The sequence below is a fragment of the Pseudomonas sp. H2_A10 genome (genome assembly GCF_054680085.1).
This window is the reverse complement of sequence record NZ_CP162821.1, coordinates 3643897-3665177: the sequence shown is the minus strand read 5'-3', so window position 1 is coordinate 3665177 and position 21281 is coordinate 3643897. Positions and strand designations below refer to the sequence as shown.

Here is a 21281-nt window from a genome sequence, read left to right as displayed (position 1 = left end):
GAGGTCTCTATAGATGCCATTACGGAATATGGAAACCTGGCCCCACGGCGCAATCATGCTGGACGCGCAACACACGCGTTTTGCTTTGTGGGCGCCAGACGCGTTTTATGTCAGCGTTGAATTGGAAGACGGCAACTCCATCGCCATGCTGCCCCAGGCCGATGGTTGGTTTGAAGTTGAAATAAAGTGCCCGGCGGGCACGCGCTACCGCTACAACATCGACGGCGAACGGGATGTGCCAGACCCGGCGTCCCGGGCCCAGGCTTCAGACGTACATGGCTGGAGCCTGGTGGTCGACCCCCTTGCCTATACCTGGCAACACGCCAACTGGCATGGCCGGCCGTGGCACGAAGCGGTGATTTACGAACTGCACGTCGGCGCGCTGGGCGGCTACGCCGAGGTCGAGAAACACCTGCCACGACTGGCCGAGCTGGGCGTTACCGCGATTGAACTGATGCCATTGGCGCAGTTCCCCGGCGAGCGCAATTGGGGTTACGACGGCGTACTGCCCTACGCACCGCAATCGTCCTACGGCACACCCGAGCAACTCAAACACCTGATCGACAGCGCCCATGGGCACGGCCTCGCCGTGATCCTCGACGTGGTCTACAACCACTTCGGCCCCGACGGCAATTACCTGGGCCAGTACGCCAAAGGCTTCTTCCAGGAGGACATCCACACGCCGTGGGGCGCGGGTATCGACTTCAACCGCCGCGAAGTGCGCGATTTCTTTCTCGACAACGCCTTGATGTGGTTGCTCGAATACCGCTTCGACGGCCTGCGGCTGGACGCCGTGCACGCGATCGACAACCCCGGCTTCCTGCAGGAACTGGCACACCGCGTGCGAGAGCAGGTCGACATCGGTCGACATGTGTGGCTGGTCCTGGAAAACGAGCTGAACCAGGCCAGCCTGTTGCAGCAGGACTTTGACGCGCAGTGGAACGACGACTTCCACAACGTGCTGCATGTGCTGCTCACGGACGAAACCGATGCGTATTACAGCGACTTCGCCACAGACGCTACCGCCAAATTGGCGCGTTGCCTGGGCGAAGGGTTTATCTATCAGGGCCAGGCCACCCGACATGGCCACGCTCGCGGCGAGCCCAGCGCGTCATTGCCGCCCACTGCCTTCGTGGCGTTTTTGCAGAACCACGACCAAATCGGCAACCGCGCCCTCGGCGAACGGCTGCATCAACTCTGCTCGCCCGACGCGCTCAAGGCCGCAACCGCATTGCTGTTGATGTCGCCGATGATCCCGTTGATGTTCATGGGCGATGAGAGCAACGCCCGCGAGCCCTTTCTGTTTTTCACCGACCACCACGGCGATCTCGCCGCAGCGGTACGTGAAGGCCGACGCAATGAGTTCGCCGATTTCGCCGCGTTCCACGACCCCGAGCGCCGTGCGCGCATCCCCGACCCGAACGCCCTGTCCACCTTTGCGCAATCAGCCCCGGCGTTGGCCGATAACGCGCACACCGAGTTCTACCGCCATCTGCTCGGCCTGCGCCGCGAACACCTCGTGCCGCACCTGCCCGGCAGCGTCGCACTGGGCGCGCAGGTGCTGGCAAACGCTGCCGTGACCGCGCGCTGGCGCCTGGGCAACGGCCGCCTGCTGCAAATCGACATCAACCTGAGTGCAGCGGCGGTGGCTCACACCACAACGCAGCCGATCATTTTTGCGACGCCTGCCGACCAAGGCGCGCAACTGCCGCCGTACAGCGCACGCGTCAGCCTTTCCCCTGTTGGAGAACACCCTTGAGCGAAGCGAAACTGGAAACTCTCGCCAGCCGCGCGGGCCTGGCCGTCGATTGGATCGACGCCAACGGCCGCCCGCAACGTGTGCAACCCGACGCCCTGCGCGCCGTCCTCAAAGGCCTCGGCCACCCGGCCGATACCGATGCCGAGATCGACGCGAGCCTGCATGAACTGGAACAGGCTCAACAGGCCAAACAGCTGCCACCTTTACTGACCGTGGACAGCGGCCACGGCCTTGACCTGGCGCACTATTTCGAACCCGACACCCTGTGCCGCGTCAGCCTGGAAAACGGTGAAACCCTGGAGCTGAGGCTCGACAGCAACGCGGTGCTGCCCGGCGTGATCGCCCTGGGTTATCACCAGGTGCATGTCAACGATCAGACCTTCACCCTGGCGGTTGCGCCCAGCCACTGCTACAGCGTGGCCGAAGCGGTCGACAGCCAACCCGCGCGTGCCTGGGGCCTGAGCGCGCAGCTGTATTCACTGCGTCGCCTGGGCGATGGTGGCTTCGGCGATACCCTGGCCCTGGAACACCTGGTGCGCGCAGCCGCCGAACGCGGTGCCGATGCCCTGGCGATCAGCCCGATGCACGCGATGTTCAGCGCCGACACCTCGCGCTACAGCCCCTACTCGCCATCGAGCCGCTTGTTTCTCAACAGCCTGTATGCCTCGCCGGCGTGCATCCTTGGCGAACGCGAAGTGCGCAACGCCATCGAGGCCATCGGCCTGGTGGAGGCGTTGCACACGCTGGAACAGGGCAGCCTGATCGACTGGGCCGCCGCCGCCAATGCCAAGCAACGCCTGTTGCGGGCACTGTATGAAGACTTCCGCCACGGCCAGCACCCGCAACATGCCGACTTCCTGAGCTTCCGCCAGGCCGGCGGTGAAGCCCTGGAAAACCACTGTCGCTTCGAAGCCGTGCAAGCGGCCCGTGCAGCCGCAGGCGAAGACCTCGACTGGCGCCACTGGCCCGAGGCGTGGCGCACCCCGCAAAGCCCGGCGCTGGCGAAGTTCGCCGAGGAAAACCGTGACGAAATCGGTTACTTCGCGTTCACCCAATGGCTGATCGCCCGCTGCCTGGAACGCGCCCAGCAAGCGGCCAAAGGCAGCGGCATGGGCGTCGGTTTGATCGCCGACCTCGCCGTGGGGGCCGACGGCGGCGGCAGCCAGGCCTGGAGCCGCCAGGATGAGCTGCTGGCCGACCTGACCGTGGGCGCGCCACCCGACATCCTCAACCGCGCCGGTCAGGGCTGGGGCATTTCCGCGTTCTCCCCCGAAGGCCTCAAGCGCAATGGCTTTCGCGCGTTTATCGAGATGCTGCGCGCCAACTTCGCCCATGCCGGCGGCTTGCGCATCGACCACGTGATGGGCCTGCAACGCCTGTGGGTGATCCCCATGGACGCCTCGCCACGCGAAGGTGCCTACCTGTATTACCCGGTGGACGACATGCTGCGGCTGCTGGCGCTGGAATCCCATCGCCACCAGGCCATCGTGCTCGGTGAAGACCTGGGCACGGTACCCGATGGCCTGCGCGAAAAACTCATCGGCCGCTCGATTCTGGGCATGCGCGTGCTGCTGTTCGAACAAGACCACGACGGCCGGTTCAAACCTATCCTCGACTGGCCGGACAACGCCCTGGCCACCACCAGCACCCACGATCTGCCCACGCTCAACGGCTGGTGGCACAGCCGCGATATCGACTGGAACATCCAGCTCGGCCTGATCGATGCGCCCACCGTGGAGCAATGGAGCGAACACCGCCTGCGCGAACGCCAGGCGCTGCGCCAGGCCTTGAGCCAGGACCCGCAGAATTTCGTGGAAGAGGTCCGCAACGAAACCGACCACATGATCGACGCCAGCGTGCGCTACCTCGGCCACACCCGCGCGCCGCTGGTGCTGCTGCCGCTGGAGGATGCGCTGGGCGTGGAAGAACAAGCCAACCTGCCCGGCACCACTGACACCCACCCCAACTGGCGCCGGCGCCTGGCGGGTGAAGCCTCGAGCCTGCTCGACAATGCCGGTGCCGCGCGCCGCCTCGAACTGCTGGCCGTCGCACGCAACCAGGCCTATGAGCGTGACCGATGAACACACTCGAACTGCGCGCAACCCAGCGCCTGCAATTTCATAAGGGGTTTACCCTCGACGACGCGGTACCGCTGGTGCCGTATTTTGCCCGGTTGGGCATCAGCCACCTGTATGCGTCGCCGCTGCTCAGTGCGCGCGCCGGCTCCATGCACGGCTACGATGTGGTCGACCCCACGCGGGTCAACCACGAGTTGGGCGGTGAAGCGGCGTTGCGCCGTCTGGTCGCCGCGTTACGCGAACACGACATGGGCTTGATCCTCGACATTGTCTCCAACCACATGGCCGTTGGCGGTGCCGATAACCCGTGGTGGCTGGACCTGCTCGAGTGGGGCCGCTTGAGCCCCTACAGCGAATTTTTCGATATCCAGTGGCACTCGCCCGACCCCTTGCTCAAGGGCCAACTGCTGATGCCGTTTCTGGGCAGCGATTATGGCGAAGCCTTGCAGGCCGGCACGCTGACGCTGCAGTTCGATGCCGAACACGGAGCGTTTTATGCGCAGCACTACGAACACCGCTTCCCGATCTGCCCACGCGATTACGCGCTGATTCTGGGCAGCGATGAACCGCTCAAACCGCTGGCTGAGCAATTCGCCGCCCTGGCCTATCAAAACGATGCGTATGCGCAGGCGGCCGTGCTCAAGCAGGCCTTGGCCGAGCACGCCAGCGACGTACTGCCGGCCATCCAACAACGGTTGGCGCGCTTCGACGGGCGCGAACAGGAAGGCTTCGAGCGCCTGCATCATCTGCTCGAACAGCAAAGCTACCGCCTGGCCAGTTGGCGCACGGCGGCGGACGATATCAACTGGCGCCGCTTCTTCGACGTCAATGAACTGGGCGGCCTGCGCGTTGAACGCGCGCAGGTATTCGAGGCCACCCACGGCAAGATCTTCGAGCTGATCAGCGAAGGCCTGGTGGATGGCCTGCGCATCGACCATATCGACGGCCTGGCCGACCCGCGCGGTTACTGCCGCAAGCTGCGGCGCCGGGTGGATGCACTGGCGCCTGGGCGGCACTTGCCGATTTTCGTCGAGAAGATTCTTGGCGACGGTGAAACCCTGCGCGAAGACTGGTGCGTGGACGGCACCACCGGCTACGAATTCATGAACCAACTGTCGCTGTTGCAGCACCACCCGGACGGCTTCGAACCCCTGGCCGACGTGTGGACGCGCCACAGCGAGCGGCCCTCGGCGTTTATCGAAGAAGCCTGGCTGGCGCGCCAGCAGATCCTCAACGGCTCCCTGGGCGGCGACTTTGAAAGCGTGGCCCAGGCCCTGCTGCAAGTGGCCCGCGATGACGTGATGACCCGCGACCTGACCCTGGGTGCGATTCGCCGCGCGTTGCAGGAACTGATCGTGCACTTCCCGGTGTACCGCACCTATATCAGCGCCCGTGGCCGGAGCGCCGCCGACGACCAGGTTTTCCAGCAAGCCCTGGAAGGCGCGCGCGGCACCTTGAGCGAAGGCGACTGGCCGGTGCTCGACCACCTGGAAAAATGGCTCGGCGGCCAGCCCTGGCGTGAGCGCCCGGTGGGCCGTGAGCGCAAGATCCTCAAGCATGCCTGCGTGCGCTTCCAGCAACTGACGTCGCCGGCGGCGGCAAAGGCCGTGGAAGACACCGCGTTCTACCGCTCTGCGGTGCTGCTGTCGCGTAACGACGTGGGCTTTTGCACCGAGCGGTTCAGCGCGCCGTTGGCCGAGTTCCACGCGGTCAACCAGCAGCGCTTGCACGCCTTCCCGGACAACTTGCTCGCCACCGCCACCCACGACCATAAACGCGGCGAAGACACCCGCGCGCGCCTGGCGGTACTCAGTGAGTGCGCCGCCTGGTACGCCGAACAGGTCGAGCAATGGCGCGCCCTTGCACAGCCTTTGCGCAGCGACGCGGCCAGCCCGTCGGCGGGCGATGAGTTGATCCTGTACCAGGTGTTGCTGGGCAGTTGGCCGCTGGACCTCACCGATGACGTTGCGGGTTACCAGCAGCGCCTGTGGCAATGGCAACAAAAGGCCCTGCGCGAAGCCAAGTTGCACAGCAGTTGGAGCGCCCCCAACGAGGCCTACGAGCACGGTGTCGAAGCGTTCCTGTCGCGCCTGTTGCTCAGTGACGCAGGCCGCCCCTTGCGCACCGCGATCGGCGCGGCGGCCCAGGCGATTGCCCCGGCGGGCGCGCTCAATGGGCTGGCGCAATCCTTGCTTCGCATCACGGTGCCGGGGGTGCCGGACCTGTACCAGGGCGCCGAGTTCTGGGACTTCAGCCTGGTGGACCCGGACAACCGTCGCCCGGTGGATTTCAAGGCGCGGCAACACGCCCTGAATACCCCACCGGATATCGGCGAACTGTTGTTCAACTGGCGTGACGGGCGTATCAAACAGGCGTTGATCGCCCAGGTACTGGCCTTGCGCAAGGCCCATCCGCTGCTGTTTCGCCAGGGCCACTACACGCCGCTGGAGGTGGTTGGGCAACACGCCGAACGGGTGATCGCATTCTGCCGCGAACATCAGGGCAAACGCCTGCTGGTGGTGGTGCCGCGCTGGCCCCATTCACTGCTGGAAAATGGTGTGCGTCCACAGATCAATGCGCAGGTTTGGGGCGATACCCGGCTGAAATTACCGTTCGCCGCGCCAACTCAAAACTGGAAGGGACTTTTTCATACAGGTGCAGTCACACCAGACAAGGAGCTGTTGATCAGCACTGCCCTGGGGGATTTCCCGGTCAATGTCTTTATCAATCCTGATGATCAAGAAAGCTGAAAATTTTCTGTGAGGAGCATTGCGATGAGTACCGAAGACAAACGCATACGCGAACTGGCGCATCAGATCTGGGAGTCTGAAGGCAAACCCCATGGCCAGGACGCGCGCCACTGGGAGATGGCGCGCAAGTTGGCCGAATCCGAAGCGCTGACACCGAGCAAGCCAAAACCGGCCGCCAAACCGAAGACGGCGCCCAAGCCCGCCGCAGCGAAAGCCAAACCGGCGGCGGCCAGCAAACCGGCCCCGCCGCCAGCGAAAAAACCGGCTGCGCCGAAAAAGCCCAAACCCTGACCCTTATAGCGCCATAACCCTCCTCCCGACGCAGTCGGCAGGAGGTGACCCCACGTTTCAGATTTCTCAACTGACCCCTGGTCAGCACGGCCGTGTTCGGCCCGGAAAAAGACCCTTGCAGGAGCAACACTCAATGAGCAAACCCCATAAAACCCCATCGACGCCGGGCAGCGAGCCGTCGCGGATTCGTGAAGGTTTGCCCTTCCCCCTTGGCGCCACCTGGGACGGCCTGGGCGTCAACTTTGCACTGTTCTCGGCCAATGCCACCAAGGTCGAACTGTGCCTGTTCGACGACACCGGTGAAGTTGAACTGGAGCGCATCGAACTGCCCGAATACACCGACGAGATCTTCCACGGTTACTTGCCCGACGCCCACCCAGGGCTGATTTACGGCTACCGCGTGTACGGTCCGTATGACCCGGCCAACGGGCATCGTTTCAACCACAACAAACTGCTGATCGACCCCTACGCCAAGCAATTGGTGGGTGAGTTGAAATGGTCGCAGGCGCTGTTCGGCTACACCATCGGCCATCCCGACGACGACCTCAGCTTCGACGAACGCGACAGCGCGCCCTTCGTGCCCAAGTGCAAGGTCATCGACCCGGCGCACACCTGGGGCAACGACCAGCCGGTGCGGGTGCCATGGGACCGCACGATCATTTACGAAACCCACCTGCGCGGCATCAGCATGCGCCACCCTTCGGTGGGCGAATCGGTGCGGGGCACCTGCGCCGGCTCTGATGGAAGACGACGTGCTCAAGCACATCCGCCAGTTGGGTATTTCATCGGTGGAACTGTTGCCGGTCCACGCTTTCGTCAACGACCAGCACCTGCTGGAAAAAGGCATGACGAACTATTGGGGCTACAACAGCATCGCGTTTTTCGCCCCCGACCCACGCTACCTGGCCAGCGGCAAGATCGCCGAGTTCAAGGAAATGGTCGCGCACCTGCATGAGCAGAAGCTCGAACTGATCCTCGACGTGGTCTACAACCACACCGCTGAAGGCAACGAACGTGGCCCGACCCTGTCCATGCGCGGTATCGACAACGCCTCGTACTATCGCTTGATGCCCGACGACAAGCGCTTCTACATCAACGATTCAGGCACCGGCAACACCCTGGACCTGAGCCACCCCTGCGTGCTGCAGATGGTGACAGACTCACTGCGCTACTGGGCCACCGAGATGCATGTGGACGGCTTTCGCTTCGACTTGGCGACCATCCTCGGCCGCTACCGCGACGGCTTCGACGAGCGCCATAGCTTCCTCGTCGCCTGCCGCCAGGACCCGATACTGCGCCAGCTCAAACTCATTGCCGAGCCTTGGGACTGCGGCCCCGGCGGCTATCAGGTGGGCAACTTCCCGCCGGGCTGGGCGGAATGGAACGACCGCTTCCGCGACACCGTGCGCGCGTTCTGGAAAGGCGACGACGGCCAACTGGCGGACTTCGCCGGGCGCATGACCGCCTCGGGCGAGATGTTCAACCATCGAGGGCGGCGTCCGTACAGTTCGGTGAATTTCATCACCGCCCACGACGGTTTCACCCTGCACGACCTGGTGTCGTACAACGACAAGCACAACGAGGACAACGACGAAAACAACCAGGACGGCAGCAACAACAACCTGTCCTGGAACCATGGCGTCGAAGGCCCCACCGACGACCCGCACATCAACGCGCTGCGCCTGCGCCAGATGCGCAATTTCTTCGCCACGCTGCTGCTGGCCCAGGGCACCCCGATGATCGTCGCCGGTGATGAGTTCGCCCGTACCCAGCACGGCAACAACAACGCCTATTGCCAGGACAGCGAGATCGGCTGGGTCAACTGGGACCTGGACGATGACGGCAAGTCGTTGCTCAAGTTTGTGAAGCGCTTGATCAAACTGCGCCTGGCATATCCGATCTTGCGTCGCGGGCGCTTCCTGGTGGGTGACTACAACGAAGACATCGGTGTGAAGGACGTGACCTGGCTTGCGCCCGATGGCAGCGAAATGACCACCGAACAATGGCAGGACAGCCAGGGCCGCTGCCTGGGCATGCTGATGGATGGCCGCGCCCAGGAAACCGGGATCCGCCGTGCCGGCGCCGATGCCACCTTGTTGCTGGTGGTGAATGCGCACCACGACATGGTCAACTTCCGCCTGCCGCCGGTGCCCGAAGGTGAAAGCTGGAGCTGCATGCTCGACACCAATGACCCGGCCGTGCGCGGCCAGGAACGTTTTGAATTCGATCACGAATATGCCGTGACCGGGCGCTCGCTGTTGCTGTTTGAGCTGCAGCGCGAAGACGAGGTGTGAGACAGGCGTGCACAGATGCCTTAAATACCAGGGCTACTCGGACACGCAAGCCCTCGGCCGGGCGCTGGAGGCCCTTCAGGCAGAGGGCCTGGATCGGTTGCCATTGCCCGGCAGTGGCCAGACGTTGGAGCGTTTCAGACGCCTGGCCGAGGTGGCCGCGCATGATGTGCGCCTGTGCAAGTTGTTCGAAGGCCATACCGACGCGCTGGCGATCATGGCCGAACTCGACAGCCCCCTCCCCCGCCAGGCACTACGTGGGGAATGTGGGCCGCCGAGCCGCCAACGGCCAAGGTGCGGGTGTACCGTGAGGGTGAGCATTTGCGGGTACTGGGGCGCAAAGCCTGGTGTTCCGGTGCGGCGGTGGTGAGCCATGGGTTATTGACCGCCTGGGATGAAACGGACCGTCAGCAATTGGTGGCGGTTGCGATGCAACAGCCAGGCGTTACGGTGACGGATGAAGGCTGGTGCGCGGTGGGCATGGCGGCGACGGGCAGTGTCGAGATTGTCTTCGATGAGGCCGCAGGCCTTGCTGTAGGTGGACCAGGCGATTACCTCGCCCGCCCTGGTTTCTGGCACGGCGGGATCGGCGTCGCCGCGTGCTGGTACGGCGCGGCGCAACAGCTTGCAGAGGCATTGCGCGCGCATTGCAGCCAACGCCCTGAACCCCACGCGCTTGCGCATCTGGGCGCCGTCGACAGGGCACTGCACAGCGCCGCGTGCGTGTTGCGCGCAAGCGCTGCGCGCATCGACCGTGCGCCCATCGCCGATGCCCGGCAACTGGCTCAGCAAGCGCGGGCGTGCATCGAAGACAGCGTGGAGCAAGTGATTCACCATGTCGGCCGCGCGCTCGGTGCCGGGCCGTATTGCAAGGACCCGCACTTTGCCCAGTTGATGGCGGACTTGCCGGTGTACATGCGCCAAAGCCATGCCGAACGTGATCTTGCCGGCCTCGGTGAGCAGGTAGCCGGCGCGCCCTCAGGGAGGTGGCAGCTATGAAACCCAACCCGATTGTCGGCCAAGGTACGCCGCTGCATCGTTGGCAAACCTCGCCGCGCATGGCCGAGCTTGCGCTGATCAGCGTCGAACAGTTGGTGCCCGAGGGCCATCGCGCGGTGATCATCGCCCCCCATCCAGACGATGAGGTGCTCGGCTGCGGTGGCCTGTTGCAGGGGCTGGCCGCACTGGGGAGGCCCATCCAACTGATTTCGGTGACCGACGGCAGCGCCAGCCACCCAGGCTCCCGACGTTGGCCGGCGGAGCGCCTGAGCGTGGTGCGACCGCAGGAGTCGGCGCAGGCGCTGCACCGCCTGGGGCTGCCCTTGCACAGTTTGAAGTGGCTGCGCGCAGGCTTTGCCGACAGCAACGTCGCCGCACGCGAAGACGAGTTGATGAGGTTTATCCAGCGCTACCTAAAACCCACCGATGTGGTGTTCACCACGTGGCGCGAAGACGGCCATTGCGACCACGAAGCCGTGGGGCGGGCCAGTGCCGCGGCCGCCCAGGCAGTGGGCGCCACGCTGTACGAGCTGCCGGTGTGGACCTGGCACTGGGCGACCCCCGAAGACCGCCTGGTGCCCTGGCACCGCGCACGCAAAATCCCCCTGACCTGCGAAGCCGTGGCCCGTAAGCGCCACGCTATCCATGCCTTCGCCAGCCAGTTAGAAGGTGACCCGCAGATCGGCCTTGCGCCGGTGCTGGCGCCTTATGTGGTGGAGCGTTTGCTGCAACCCTTTGAAGTGGTATTCGTATGAGTGTGGCCACCCCATATTTCGACCGGCTGTTTGCCGAAAACGATGACCCCTGGGCATTCCGCCAACGCTGGTATGAGCGCCGCAAGCGTGCCCTGACCCTGGCGATGCTGACGCGCCCGCGCTACGCCGCGATCTTCGAGCCGGGTTGCGCCAATGGCGAACTGAGCGTTGAACTGGCCGCGCGTTGCGACCAACTGTTGTGTTGCGACACCGCCACGGCGGCAGTCAACCTGGCGCGCAACCGCCTGCTGGGTGTGCCCCACGCGCAGGTGCGGCAGGCTCGCTTGCCCGAGCAGTGGCCTGCGGGGCAATTTGAGCTGATCGTGCTCAGCGAGTTGTGTTACTACCTCGATGCCGACGACCTGTGCCGCGTGATAGAACGCGCCCTCGCCTCTTTAAGCGACGACGGCCAATTGCTCGCCTGCCATTGGCGCCCACCTATCGAGGGGTGCCCGCAGACTGCCGAGCAGGTACATGCCCTGCTTGAGCAACGGCTGGGCATGTCACGAGTCGCCAGCCATCACGAACACGACTTTCTCCTCGACCTGTGGTGCCGCGACGGTACTTCGGTCGCCAGCCTTGAGGGCCTGCGATGATCGGCATTCTGATCCCGGTACACAACGAAGAAGCATTGTTGGCCGAGTGCCTGGACGCCGCGATGATCGCGGCGCGCCATCCAGGCTTGCTGGGCGAAACGGTACAGATCCTGGTAGTGCTCGACAGTTGCAGCGACGCCAGTGCGGTCATTGCCCAGGCGTACCCGGTACACAGGCTGGAAGTACAAGCACGCAATGTCGGCCAGGTACGCGGCATCGGTGCGCAGTATTTGCTGGACCGAGGTGCGCGCTGGATTTCCTGCACCGACGCCGACAGCCGGGTCGCGCCGGACTGGCTGGTGGCACAACTCGCGCTTGAGGCCGACGCGGTCTGCGGCACGGTGACGGTACAAGCCTGGGATGAAGATTTCGACCCCGCCGCGCAGATCCGCTATCACCAGAACTACCAGGCACGCGACGGGCATCGGCACATCCACGGCGCCAACCTGGGGGTGAGCGCGGATGCGTATATACGTGCGGGTGGCTTCGAACCCTTGGCGTGCCATGAAGATGCTCAACTGGTGCGCGATCTGGAACGCTGCGGTGCCTCCATCGCCTGGAGCCATGCCCCCCAAGTGACCACCAGCGCACGCCTGGAGTCCCGTGCCCAGGGTGGCTTTGGTGATTATTTGAAGAGCTTGATGCAGGCGCCCTGAAAAAAACCAGTGTGCTGAAGGTCAAGCCCTGGATACTTGACTATGCTGATGACGCCTTGCTGGTCATTCAGGACTGAATGGCCATGCGCCCACCACGGCGGAGTCTGTGGTGAATAAAAGAGTGTCGTCCCGTCAACGGGGCACGACCCGGCATCAATCGACAAGGATGTAACACCATGAAGCCTGCCTACTTAAGCGAAGGCCGTCGCGGCCCCGCACAAATCTGGAACAGCGCGCCGCAACTGGCGCAAATCCCGCCGATCGCCACTGCCTCGCTGGTGCCCGCCGGCGCACGCGTGGTGGTCATCGCGCCTCACCCCGGTGATGAAGTGCTGGCCTGCGGCGGTCTGCTGCAATTGCTCAGCACCCTGGAACACCCCTTGAAGTTGATCTCCATCACCGATGGCAGCGCCAGCCACCCTGGTTCCCAGGTGTGGCCGGTCAGCCGTTTGAGCGTGGTGCGCCCCCAGGAAAGCGCCGAAGCGCTGCGCCGCCTGGGCATGCCGTTGCACAGCTTGAAGTGGATACGTGGCGGTTTTTGTGACAACGCCCTGGCGGCCCGCGAAGCGCAACTGAGCCCGTTTATCGCGCGTTACCTGCAACCGGGCGACGTGGTGTTTACCACCTGGCGCGATGACGGCAACGCCGACCACGATGCCGTTGGCCGCGCCAGTGCCCAGGCGTGCAGCCAGGTGGGCGCGCAGCTCTATGAATTACCGATCCGGGCCTGGCATTGGCCCGCCCGCGAAAGCGCGGCGATCCCCTGGCACCGTGCACGCAAAGTGCGCTTGAACAGCTGGGCCGTGGCACGCAAGCTCCACGCCGCCCACGCCTACGCCAGCCAACTGATGGGCGACCCCGAGATCGGCCTGCCGCCGATATTGGCGCAGGTGCTGCTTGAGCGCATGCGCGAGCCCTATGAGATCGTGTTTTTGTAGACGGTAGGCGGGAGTTCCCCGAGCGGCTCCCGTCAGCCCGCCACTCGTCTAGACCTGTAAGTTCTGACAGTAGCCCGCTGCTTGATGTGTGGCTAAGGTGCAAAAAGTGCTGCACAGGTAAGGTGCAGTCGAGAAAGCCATGCCAACCCCTTGCATTGGCCGGTGTTTTCGAAAGGTAACCCGCAGTCCCTGTTCCGTATCGCGCGTGACGTTGTCATGGTCTGGCCCGCACCTGCCTTTGCAGGCGCTGGGGCACTATTCACCTCGATTGAGGACGGATCATGCGCACACGGACACTTTCGTTGTACCTGGGTATTGCGTTGACGCTTGCATTGGCGACGTGGCCATTAGCCTCGCGGGGGGCGTGCAGCGTCAACAACACCGCCGGCGATGACATATCCAACTGCGACAGCGCCACGGCGCCGGGCTTTACCGATACCGGCGGCAACAACACCTTGACGCTCACCGCGACGGGTCGGATCGCCGGCAACGTGAGCTATGGCGACGGCAACGACAGGGTCAACGTGAACGGCCCGAATGCGGGCATCGATGGCAACCTCGACCAGGGCCACGGCAACAATTTCTTTCGGCTGGACCTGGGCAGCATCACGGGGGAGGTGCATCAGGGCGACGGCAAAGACGTGATAGAGGTGAGCGGCGGCCAGGCCGGCGCGATGGTCCAGGGTTCGGGCCAGGACCGTTTTGTCATGACTGACGGCACCATCGCCTCACTCGCCCAGGGAGACGGCCTGGACGAATTTGAGATCAGCGGCGGCACCATCACCGGGGCTTTTGAAGACGGTGACCATGGGACTATGACCGGGGGCACCATCGGGCGGGTTGATATGAAGCTCGATGACAACGTGTTCAAGATGAGCGCAGGCACCATTGTCGGCAACCTGGTGACCGGGTTCGGCAAAGACACCATCGAGGTGTCGGGCACCAGCGTTATTGGCGGCAATATCAGCGTCAGCGGCGGCGACGACCGTGTGACCGTCTCCGGGGGTGAGGTCAAGGGCCAAGTGTTGCTCAGCTTCGGCAATGACCGGTTCACCTGGACGGGTGGCAACCTCCACGCCCCGGTGATGGCAGGGCCGGGTGACGACACCGCGTCGTTGCACAACCTGACGCGTGCCCAACTGGCTGCGGCACAGTGGGTTGACGGCGGCCTGGGCAATGACACGCTGACCCTGGACAACACCCAAGCCGGCGACCCGGCCGTGTTGCCCAACTGGGAAACCATTGACATGCGCAACGGCGCGCAACTGTCTCTGGGCGGCACGCTCAAGCTGGGCGATAGCGCGTCCGGCACCGGTACGCTGAACCTCGACAGTACGAGTGAGCTGCAGGCCGCTACCGGCGTAATCGAAGCGTTTACACCCGGCCAGCGGGTTAACGTCAACAACAGTGGCCTTATCAACATGGCTGCCGCCAATGCGGGCACTGGCGATACCCTGACGATCAACGGAAATTACACCGGCAATGGCGGGCGGCTCGCGCTCAACAGCCGGCTCGACGGCGACGGCTCGCCCAGCGATAGATTGGTGGTGAGCCAGGGCAGCCTCGACGGCACCACCCGCCTGAATGTGATCAACGCAGGCGGCGCCGGCGCCGCCACGTTGCAGGATGGCATCCAGGTGGTGCAGGCGCTCAACGGTGCCACCAGCAGCGCCACGGCCTTCAGCCTTGCGGCACCCTTGTCGGCCGGTGCGTATGAATATCATCTGTTCCAGGGCGGCGTAACGCCCGGCACCGCCGATAACTTCTACCTGCGTTCGACCCTGCCGGCGGCCCCGCAAGTCGTCCCCGCGCCAGGCACCCCGCCGCTGCCGGCCAGCACGGGGGGCGCGCCGACGCCGTTTTACCGGCCGGAAGTGTCGATTTACGCCGCCCTGTTCCCCGCCACCGAGCAGATGGTGCGTGGCATGCTCGGCACCTTCCACGAACGCATGGGCGACCAGAGCCAACAACGGCAAAGTGGTGCATTCCAGGCCGGTTGGGGGCGGGTCTATGGCAGCAGCGCGCGCCAGAGCTTTGCCGGCACGGTCAGCCCGACGCTCGACCGTTCGCTGTTCGGCTTCCAAGTGGGCAGTGATCTGTATGCCGGCACCACTGCAAACGGTCATGTGCAACGCAGCGGGTTCTTCGTTGGCCACAGCACGCTCAAAGGCAATGTCAAAGGCTTCAACGGTGGCTGGCAGGACAAGGACGCCGGCAAGACCACCTTGCGCGGCGACAGCCTGGGGGTTTATTGGACGTTGATCGGCGCCAACCAGGCTTACCTCGACCTGGTGTTGATGGGGACGCGCTTCAACGGCAACAACGAGTCGAACCGTGGGGTGAAGATGAAAACCCGCGGTCATAACCTCACGGCGTCCGCTGAAATTGGCTGGCCGTTGCCGGTGACCCGCCAGTGGGTGGTGGAGCCTCAGGCACAAGTGATCGTCGGCAAAACCCGCCTCGACAGCCAGAACGACGGCATTTCGCGCGTGTCGTACGAGGCCGACACCACGCTCACGACACGCCTTGGCGTACGCCTGCGTGGCGACTATCAATGGCGTAGCCTGCCGTTTCAGCCGTACGCGCGGGCGAATGTGTGGCACAGCCGCGCCGGGCAAAACACCGCCACGTTTGAGGGGCACACCGCTATTGATACAGAACAGCAGGCCAGCACCCTCGATGTGAGTGTCGGTGCCACATTGAAGGTCGCTGAACACCTGAGCATTTATGGCGAAGCCGGGTACAGGCGCAACCTCGACAGCCAAGCCGACAATGGCCGCCAAGGCACCCTCGGCTTGCGCATGGCGTTCTGATCAGCAAACGCCCGCGCCCTTCGCCACGCCAGTCACTGACGCCCATCACCGGTGACCGGGGTTGGCCACGCCGACAGCCTTGAACCGTGAAAACTGGAAGGCAATCGCCAGCCAGGCAAACCACACCGGCATCACGCACAGCGCCAGGCGCGTATCCGGGCGCAACGCCAGCAGGCACAGCACAAAGGCGAGGAATGCCAGGCTGAACCAGGCCATCGGCACACCGCCGGGCATTTTGTAGACGGAGCTGGCATGCAGGTCCGGGCGTTTTTTGCGGTAAGCGATGTAGGACGCCAGGATGGTCGACCAGGTAAAAATCACCAGGATCGCCGACACCGTCGACACGATAGTGAAGGCGGTCATCACCTCCGGCACCACGAACAGCAACACCAGGCCGAGCACCATCAACAGGGTGGTAAACGCCAGGCTGATAAACGGCACGCTGCTGCGCGACAGGCGCCGGAAAATCCCCGGTGCATCCCCCAAGTCGGCCAGGCCGAACAGCATGCGGCTGGCGGAAAACACCCCGCTGTTGGCCGACGATGCCGCCGAGGTCAGCACCACGAAATTGACGATGCCCGCCGCGGTCGGGAACCCTGCCACCAGAAACAACTCCACGAACGGGCTTTTGCTCGGCGACACCTGCTGCCACGACGTCACCGCGATGATGCACGCCAAGGCCAGCACGTAGAACAGAATGATGCGCAACGGGATCGAGTTGATCGCCTTGGGCAAGGTCTTCTCGGGCGCACGGGTTTCGGCGGCGGCGGTGCCGATCAGCTCGGTGCCGGCGAACGAGAATATCGCCATCTGGAACCCGGCGAAAAACCCGAACAGGCCGTTGGGGAACGCTGCCTGTTTGTCCAGCAAGTGAGCCAGGGACGCGGTGACACCGGTGGGCGAAACAAACGAGCTGGCGATCAGCACTGCACTCACGCTGATCAGAGTTACCACGGCCACGATCTTGATGATCGCGAACCAGAATTCCACCTCACCGAACAACCGGACCGTCAGCACGTTCAATGCGAACAGCGTCAGCAACATGCCCATGGCGGGCATCCAGGCCGGCACGTCGGGAAACCAGTACTGGAAAAACCCGCCCACCACCACCGCATCCCCCACCACTGCCACACTCCAGCTCAGCCAATACGACCAGCCGAGGAAGAACGCCGCACGCGGCCCCAGGTAGGCGCCGGCAAAGTCGGCGAAACTCTTGAAATTCAGGTTGGAGAGCAGCAGCTCACCCATGGCGCGCATCACGAAGTACACGAACAGCCCGATGATCATGTAGATCAGGATGATCGAAGTACCCGACAGCGCGATGATCTTGCCGGAGCCCATGAACAGGCCGGTGCCGATCGCACCGCCCATGGCCATCAGTTGGATATGGCGGTTGCTCAGGGTGCGTTGCAACGCAGGCTTTTCGCAAAGCCCGGGCGTGGTTGTTTTCATCACAAAACCTCTTGTTATGTTTTTGAGTTTTGGCAGAAAAAAGGCGGTGGAGCGTTTGTTGTTATCCGGCGGTTTTACTTTCGAAACCGTGCAGCACGTTGACGGCGTTGATGCCGATCTCATCGACCATGTAGCCGCCTTCCATTACAAACAGCGTCGGCACACCCACACCGGCGATGATCTGGCCCATGCCGATGAAGTCCTCGCTGTCGAGCAGGAAGTGGCTGATGGGGTCGTCCTTGAAGGTGTCCACGCCCAGGGAGATCACCAGCACTTCAGGGGCAAAGGCGATTAATTGCCGGCACGCATCGGCCAGGGCGGTTTGGTAGTGGCCCCAGGCGGTGTTTTTGGGTAGCGGATAATTCAGGTTGAAACCCTCCCCGGCTCCGCTGCCGCGCTCAGCGCGTGCGCCAGAAAAATAGGGGTAGGACACCGACGGGTCGCCATGCAGGGAGATGAACAGCACGTCCGGGCGGTCGTAGAAAATGTTCTGCGTGCCGTTGCCGTGGTGGAAATCCACATCCAGTACCGCGACGCGCCGGGCGCCCTGGGTAATGGCCTGTTGCGCGGCAATCGCGGCGTTGTTGAGGTAGCAATAACCACCCATGTATTCGCGCGCCGCATGGTGGCCGGGCGGGCGGCACAGGGCGAAGGCGCTGTGGTGGCCTTCGTCGATCAGGGCCAGGCCGGTGAGCGCGATGTCTGCGCTGGTCTTGACCGCATTCCAGGTGGTGGCGGTGATCGGTGAACCGGCATCCATGGCAAAGAAGCCCAATTTGCCGTCGATGAAATCCGGCACGTGTTGGTTGGCCAGGTCGCGTACCGGCCATACCAGCGGCAGCGCGTCATGGCTGCGGCCGATGGCCGTCCACTCGGCCCACGCGGTTTCAAGGAACGCCACATAGCGTTCGCTGTGGGCATTGACGTAACAGGCGCGGTCAAACGTGCGCGGCACGATGATGTCGCCCAACCCCACATGCCGCACGCGGTCACGAACAGTGTCGGCGCGGCTCGGTTGTTCGAACGAAGGCTTGAGCACGCCATCTTTCAATTCGGTGCCATGGTGCAAACGGTGGGCATCGCTAAAAACAGTCAGCATGTGTGTACATCCGCCAGTAAAAGACAGGCTCCATTTTGTTCTGGGGATGCGGGGCTTTCTTTGCTTTTACTTCCGGCGCTGGTAGTTTTATCGGGTGTTTTTACCCTTATGACAGCCATTTATGAAAAATAAAACCAAACAGGTCGCTCTTGACGACACCGATCTCGCCATCCTCGCCCTGTTGCAGGAGGATGCGAGTATTTCCAACGCCCAACTGAGCGAGCGCCTGGCCCTGAGCCTCACGCCCTGCTGGCGTCGGCGCAAACGCCTGGAGGAAGAAGGCGTGATCAAGGACTACCAGGCCAACCTGGACCGCAAGATGCTCGGGCTGGACATCATGGCGTTTGTGCATGTGCGCTTTGCCATCCACACCGATCACGCGCCGGATGCCTTTGAAGCCGTGGTCCGGGACCTGCCCCAGGTGCTGTCGTGCCACAAAATCACCGGCGATGCGGATTACCTGTTGCAAGTGCTGGCCGAGGACCTGGACAGCTACAGCGAGTTTGTCGAGAGCGTGCTGAGGCGCCAGTTGGGGATTGCGTCGATCCAGTCGAGCCTGGCGTTGCGCGAGGTGAAAGCGACGAGTCGGGTGGCGATTCCACAGCGCGATTGAAGCGGCCAATTTCGGCAGGTAGTGGCAAAAAGCCTGCCGAATGGGCGTGAAAAATTTAACTATTCCAATGGTCCTGGCCGCCAGTCCTATACCGCACGCGGTTTCGACATCGACAACCTCATGTATGACGGCATCCCCAGCGGTTACAAAGGCGCATCGGTCGGCGCCCAGCCGAACCTGGCGATGTTCGATCGCGTCGAAGTCGTGCGCGGCGCAACCGGCTTGGTGACCGGCGCGGGCAACCCTTCGGCGGCCATCAACCTGATCCGCAAACGCCCGCTGGATGAACAGAAAGTCACCCTAACCGGGGCCGCCGGCAGCTGGGACGACTACCGTGGCGAACTCGACGCCTCCAGCCCGCTCAATGACAGCGGCACCTGGCGTGGCCGGGTTGTCACCTCGTACCGCGACGCCAACAGCTTTATCGATCACGCCGAGGAGTATCACGGCCTGTTCTACGCCGTCACCGAGGCCGACTTGAGCGAGGACACCACCCTGACCCTCGGCTATTCGAACCAAAAGGACAAAACCAACTATTTCTGGGGCGCCTCCATGATCGGTCGGGACGGCCATCATTTGGACCTGCCGCGCGCCTACAACCCAGGCACCGATTGGGAGAACAAAGACCAGGAAATCAACACCGTCTTCGCCGAACTGCGCCAGCAACTGGCCAATGACTGGAAGCTGCAAATCAACGCCAACTACGCCGAACAGAATGCGCTGTTCTCCGGCTCTTACCAATTGCGCTGGGCCGCCGACAAGACGCTGGCGCGCACGGTCTACCAGGCTGCCTACGATGAAAACCAGGCCGGCGTCGATGCCTTTGCCAGCGGCCCGTTCCAGGCGTTCGGGCGCACCCATGAACTGGTGGTGGGCGCCAGCCGGCGCATCTACGACATGACCACCCATGACTACAGCCCGTATGACAGCTACTGGCCGCTGACAGCCGGCAAACCGGACTTTCTCCATACCACCGACACCCGTGAAATCACCACCCAGGACGGTTTCTACCTCACCACGCGCCTGAGCCTGGCCGACCCGCTGAAGCTGATCCTCGGCGGGCGCCTGGACTGGTATGACTACGACGCCCATGGCAGCAACGCCAGCGACTACAAGGTCACCCGCAACCTCACGCGCTACGCGGGCCTGATCTACGAGCTGGACGACCAACATTCGGTGTACGTCAGCTACAGCGATATCTTTACCCCGCAGAGTGCCAAGGACACCGCCGGTACGCCGGTCAAGCCGATTGTCGGCAAGAACTACGAGGTCGGCATCAAAGGCGAATACCTCGGTGGCGCGCTGAATGCGAGCGTGGCGCTGTTCCGTGTCGACCAGCAAAACCGCGCCACCAAAGTGACCGTGCAAAACTGCCCACAGACCGAGTGCTACGAAGCCTCCGGCGAGATCCGCAGCCAGGGTATCGACTTCGAACTGCAAGGCGCGCTGACCGACAACTGGCAGGTCGGCGGTGGCTACACCTACGCGCGAACCCATACCATCAAAGATGACGCCAACCCGCAAAAGGTTAACCAGCAGTTCGACACCGACACACCGGAGCACCTGTTCAAACTGACCACCCGCTACAACCTTCAGGGCCCGCTGGAAAAATTCCGCGTGGGCGGCAACATCTCCTGGCAGAGCCGCATGTACAACGACATCGCACTGGCGAATGGCAGCAGCTACCGCCTGCAACAGGGCGCCTACGCCGTCACCGACCTGATGGCCGGCTACAAGGTCAACGAACACATAGACCTGCAACTCAACGCCAACAACATTTTCGACCGCCGCTACTACTCCACCATCGCCAACTCCGCGGACTACGGCGGCGACGCCTACGGCAACCCACGCAACATGATGCTGACGGCCAAGTACACGTTCTGACCGATAGGCATAGGTATCTACCCAACTTTCGCTGAGCGAAAAATCCAGGGCCAATGGGCTGTTGGGGTGAGCGGGCGTGTCCCGCGCGGGGCTGCACAGCCCCGCTGAACCTCGACAGCTTCGCCCGTGAGTAGCCGGCGGCGAACCTGGAGCGCGCTACGGTAAAGATACTTAGGCAGCGGTCGATTAGGGACTAGACTACCGGAGCAAGTTGAAAGCAGTTTGACGGCGATAGACATTCACAAAAACGTTTTGATTCGAGCGCAATGGGCAGCCGTTGTGAACCATGCTAATTGGCAAATACCAG

The 21281-nt window shown here is 63.2% G+C and carries 13 protein-coding genes and 2 pseudogenes; 13 read left to right on the top strand and 2 right to left on the bottom strand.

The window, feature by feature from the left end; all coding sequences use genetic code 11:
* Positions 1-13 precede the first annotated feature (13 nt).
* The 11 genes and pseudogenes from treZ (at position 14) to AB4O23_RS16980 (ending at position 15926) form a co-directional block, all read left to right on the top strand.
* Positions 14-1759: a malto-oligosyltrehalose trehalohydrolase gene (gene treZ, locus AB4O23_RS17030; protein WP_137220121.1), complete on the top strand. Its 1746-nt coding sequence runs from the start codon at positions 14-16 to the stop codon at positions 1757-1759.
* The gene (gene malQ, locus AB4O23_RS17025) at positions 1756-3840 is read left to right on the top strand and encodes a 4-alpha-glucanotransferase (RefSeq protein WP_460060066.1); all 2085 of its coding nucleotides are present in this window, start codon (positions 1756-1758) and stop codon (positions 3838-3840) included. Before treZ ends, malQ begins: the two co-directional genes overlap by 4 nt.
* Positions 3837-6587 (top strand): malto-oligosyltrehalose synthase, encoded by a 2751-nt coding sequence (locus tag AB4O23_RS17020; protein WP_065878986.1) that lies wholly within the window; start codon positions 3837-3839, stop codon positions 6585-6587. The genes malQ and AB4O23_RS17020 overlap by 4 nt, the downstream gene beginning before the upstream one ends.
* Before the next feature lie 24 nt (positions 6588-6611).
* Entirely contained in the window at positions 6612-6878 is a 267-nt protein-coding gene (locus AB4O23_RS17015; RefSeq protein ID WP_017528438.1) for a DUF2934 domain-containing protein, read from the top strand.
* 133 nt (positions 6879-7011) lie between these two features.
* Positions 7012-9172: pseudogene (glgX, locus tag AB4O23_RS17010) on the top strand (glycogen debranching protein GlgX).
* Positions 9144-10168: pseudogene (locus AB4O23_RS17005) on the top strand (acyl-CoA dehydrogenase). The pseudogenes glgX and AB4O23_RS17005 overlap by 29 nt, the downstream one beginning before the upstream one ends.
* Positions 10165-10923, top strand: coding sequence for a PIG-L deacetylase family protein (locus tag AB4O23_RS17000; protein ID WP_017528441.1), 759 nt, complete (start codon positions 10165-10167; stop codon positions 10921-10923). Before AB4O23_RS17005 ends, AB4O23_RS17000 begins: the two are co-directional and overlap by 4 nt.
* Positions 10920-11519 (top strand): SAM-dependent methyltransferase, encoded by a 600-nt coding sequence (locus tag AB4O23_RS16995; RefSeq protein ID WP_068931957.1) that lies wholly within the window; start codon positions 10920-10922, stop codon positions 11517-11519. Before AB4O23_RS17000 ends, AB4O23_RS16995 begins: the two co-directional genes overlap by 4 nt.
* A complete protein-coding gene (locus AB4O23_RS16990) occupies positions 11516-12175 on the top strand; it encodes a glycosyltransferase family 2 protein (protein WP_068931958.1) in 660 nt (219 codons plus the stop codon). Before AB4O23_RS16995 ends, AB4O23_RS16990 begins: the two co-directional genes overlap by 4 nt.
* A gap of 176 nt (positions 12176-12351) precedes the next feature.
* Positions 12352-13113, top strand: a complete 762-nt coding sequence (locus AB4O23_RS16985) for a PIG-L deacetylase family protein (protein WP_460084700.1) — start codon at positions 12352-12354, stop codon at positions 13111-13113.
* A gap of 281 nt (positions 13114-13394) precedes the next feature.
* Positions 13395-15926, top strand: coding sequence for an autotransporter family protein (locus AB4O23_RS16980; RefSeq protein WP_368949576.1), 2532 nt, complete (start codon positions 13395-13397; stop codon positions 15924-15926).
* A gap of 45 nt (positions 15927-15971) precedes the next feature.
* Here the strand turns inward: AB4O23_RS16980 and AB4O23_RS16975 are convergent, their stop codons facing one another.
* Both AB4O23_RS16975 and AB4O23_RS16970 read right to left on the bottom strand, forming a co-directional pair.
* Positions 15972-17378, bottom strand: coding sequence for an amino acid permease (locus AB4O23_RS16975; protein ID WP_460084707.1), 1407 nt, complete (start codon positions 17376-17378; stop codon positions 15972-15974).
* Positions 17379-17439: 61 nt separating this feature from the next.
* A complete protein-coding gene (locus AB4O23_RS16970) occupies positions 17440-18477 on the bottom strand; it encodes a histone deacetylase family protein (RefSeq protein ID WP_460060062.1) in 1038 nt (345 codons plus the stop codon).
* Between the two features lie 121 nt (positions 18478-18598).
* Between AB4O23_RS16970 and AB4O23_RS16965 the strand changes: the two genes are divergently transcribed.
* Positions 18599-19090, top strand: a complete 492-nt coding sequence (locus AB4O23_RS16965; RefSeq protein WP_017528448.1) for an Lrp/AsnC family transcriptional regulator — start codon at positions 18599-18601, stop codon at positions 19088-19090.
* Between the two features lie 21 nt (positions 19091-19111).
* On the top strand, positions 19112-20974 hold the full coding sequence (locus tag AB4O23_RS16960; protein ID WP_460106091.1) for a TonB-dependent siderophore receptor: 1863 nt from the start codon (positions 19112-19114) through the stop codon (positions 20972-20974).
* Positions 20975-21281: the final 307 nt, after the last annotated feature.

Excerpts from the sequence above, each read along its gene's own strand:
- treZ (WP_137220121.1), top strand. The coding sequence starts at position 14 with ATGCCATTACGGAATATGGAAACCTGGCCCCACGGCGCAATCATGCTG.
- AB4O23_RS16965 (WP_017528448.1), top strand. The coding sequence starts at position 18,599 with ATGAAAAATAAAACCAAACAGGTCGCTCTTGACGACACCGATCTCGCC.
- AB4O23_RS16970 (WP_460060062.1), bottom strand. The coding sequence starts at position 18,477 with ATGCTGACTGTTTTTAGCGATGCCCACCGTTTGCACCATGGCACCGAA.
- AB4O23_RS16990 (WP_068931958.1), top strand. The coding sequence starts at position 11,516 with ATGATCGGCATTCTGATCCCGGTACACAACGAAGAAGCATTGTTGGCC.
- AB4O23_RS16980 (WP_368949576.1), top strand. The coding sequence starts at position 13,395 with ATGCGCACACGGACACTTTCGTTGTACCTGGGTATTGCGTTGACGCTT.
- AB4O23_RS17015 (WP_017528438.1), top strand. The coding sequence starts at position 6,612 with ATGAGTACCGAAGACAAACGCATACGCGAACTGGCGCATCAGATCTGG.
- AB4O23_RS16985 (WP_460084700.1), top strand. The coding sequence starts at position 12,352 with ATGAAGCCTGCCTACTTAAGCGAAGGCCGTCGCGGCCCCGCACAAATC.
- AB4O23_RS16995 (WP_068931957.1), top strand. The coding sequence starts at position 10,920 with ATGAGTGTGGCCACCCCATATTTCGACCGGCTGTTTGCCGAAAACGAT.
- AB4O23_RS17000 (WP_017528441.1), top strand. The coding sequence starts at position 10,165 with ATGAAACCCAACCCGATTGTCGGCCAAGGTACGCCGCTGCATCGTTGG.
- AB4O23_RS17020 (WP_065878986.1), top strand. The coding sequence starts at position 3,837 with ATGAACACACTCGAACTGCGCGCAACCCAGCGCCTGCAATTTCATAAG.
- AB4O23_RS16975 (WP_460084707.1), bottom strand. The coding sequence starts at position 17,378 with ATGAAAACAACCACGCCCGGGCTTTGCGAAAAGCCTGCGTTGCAACGC.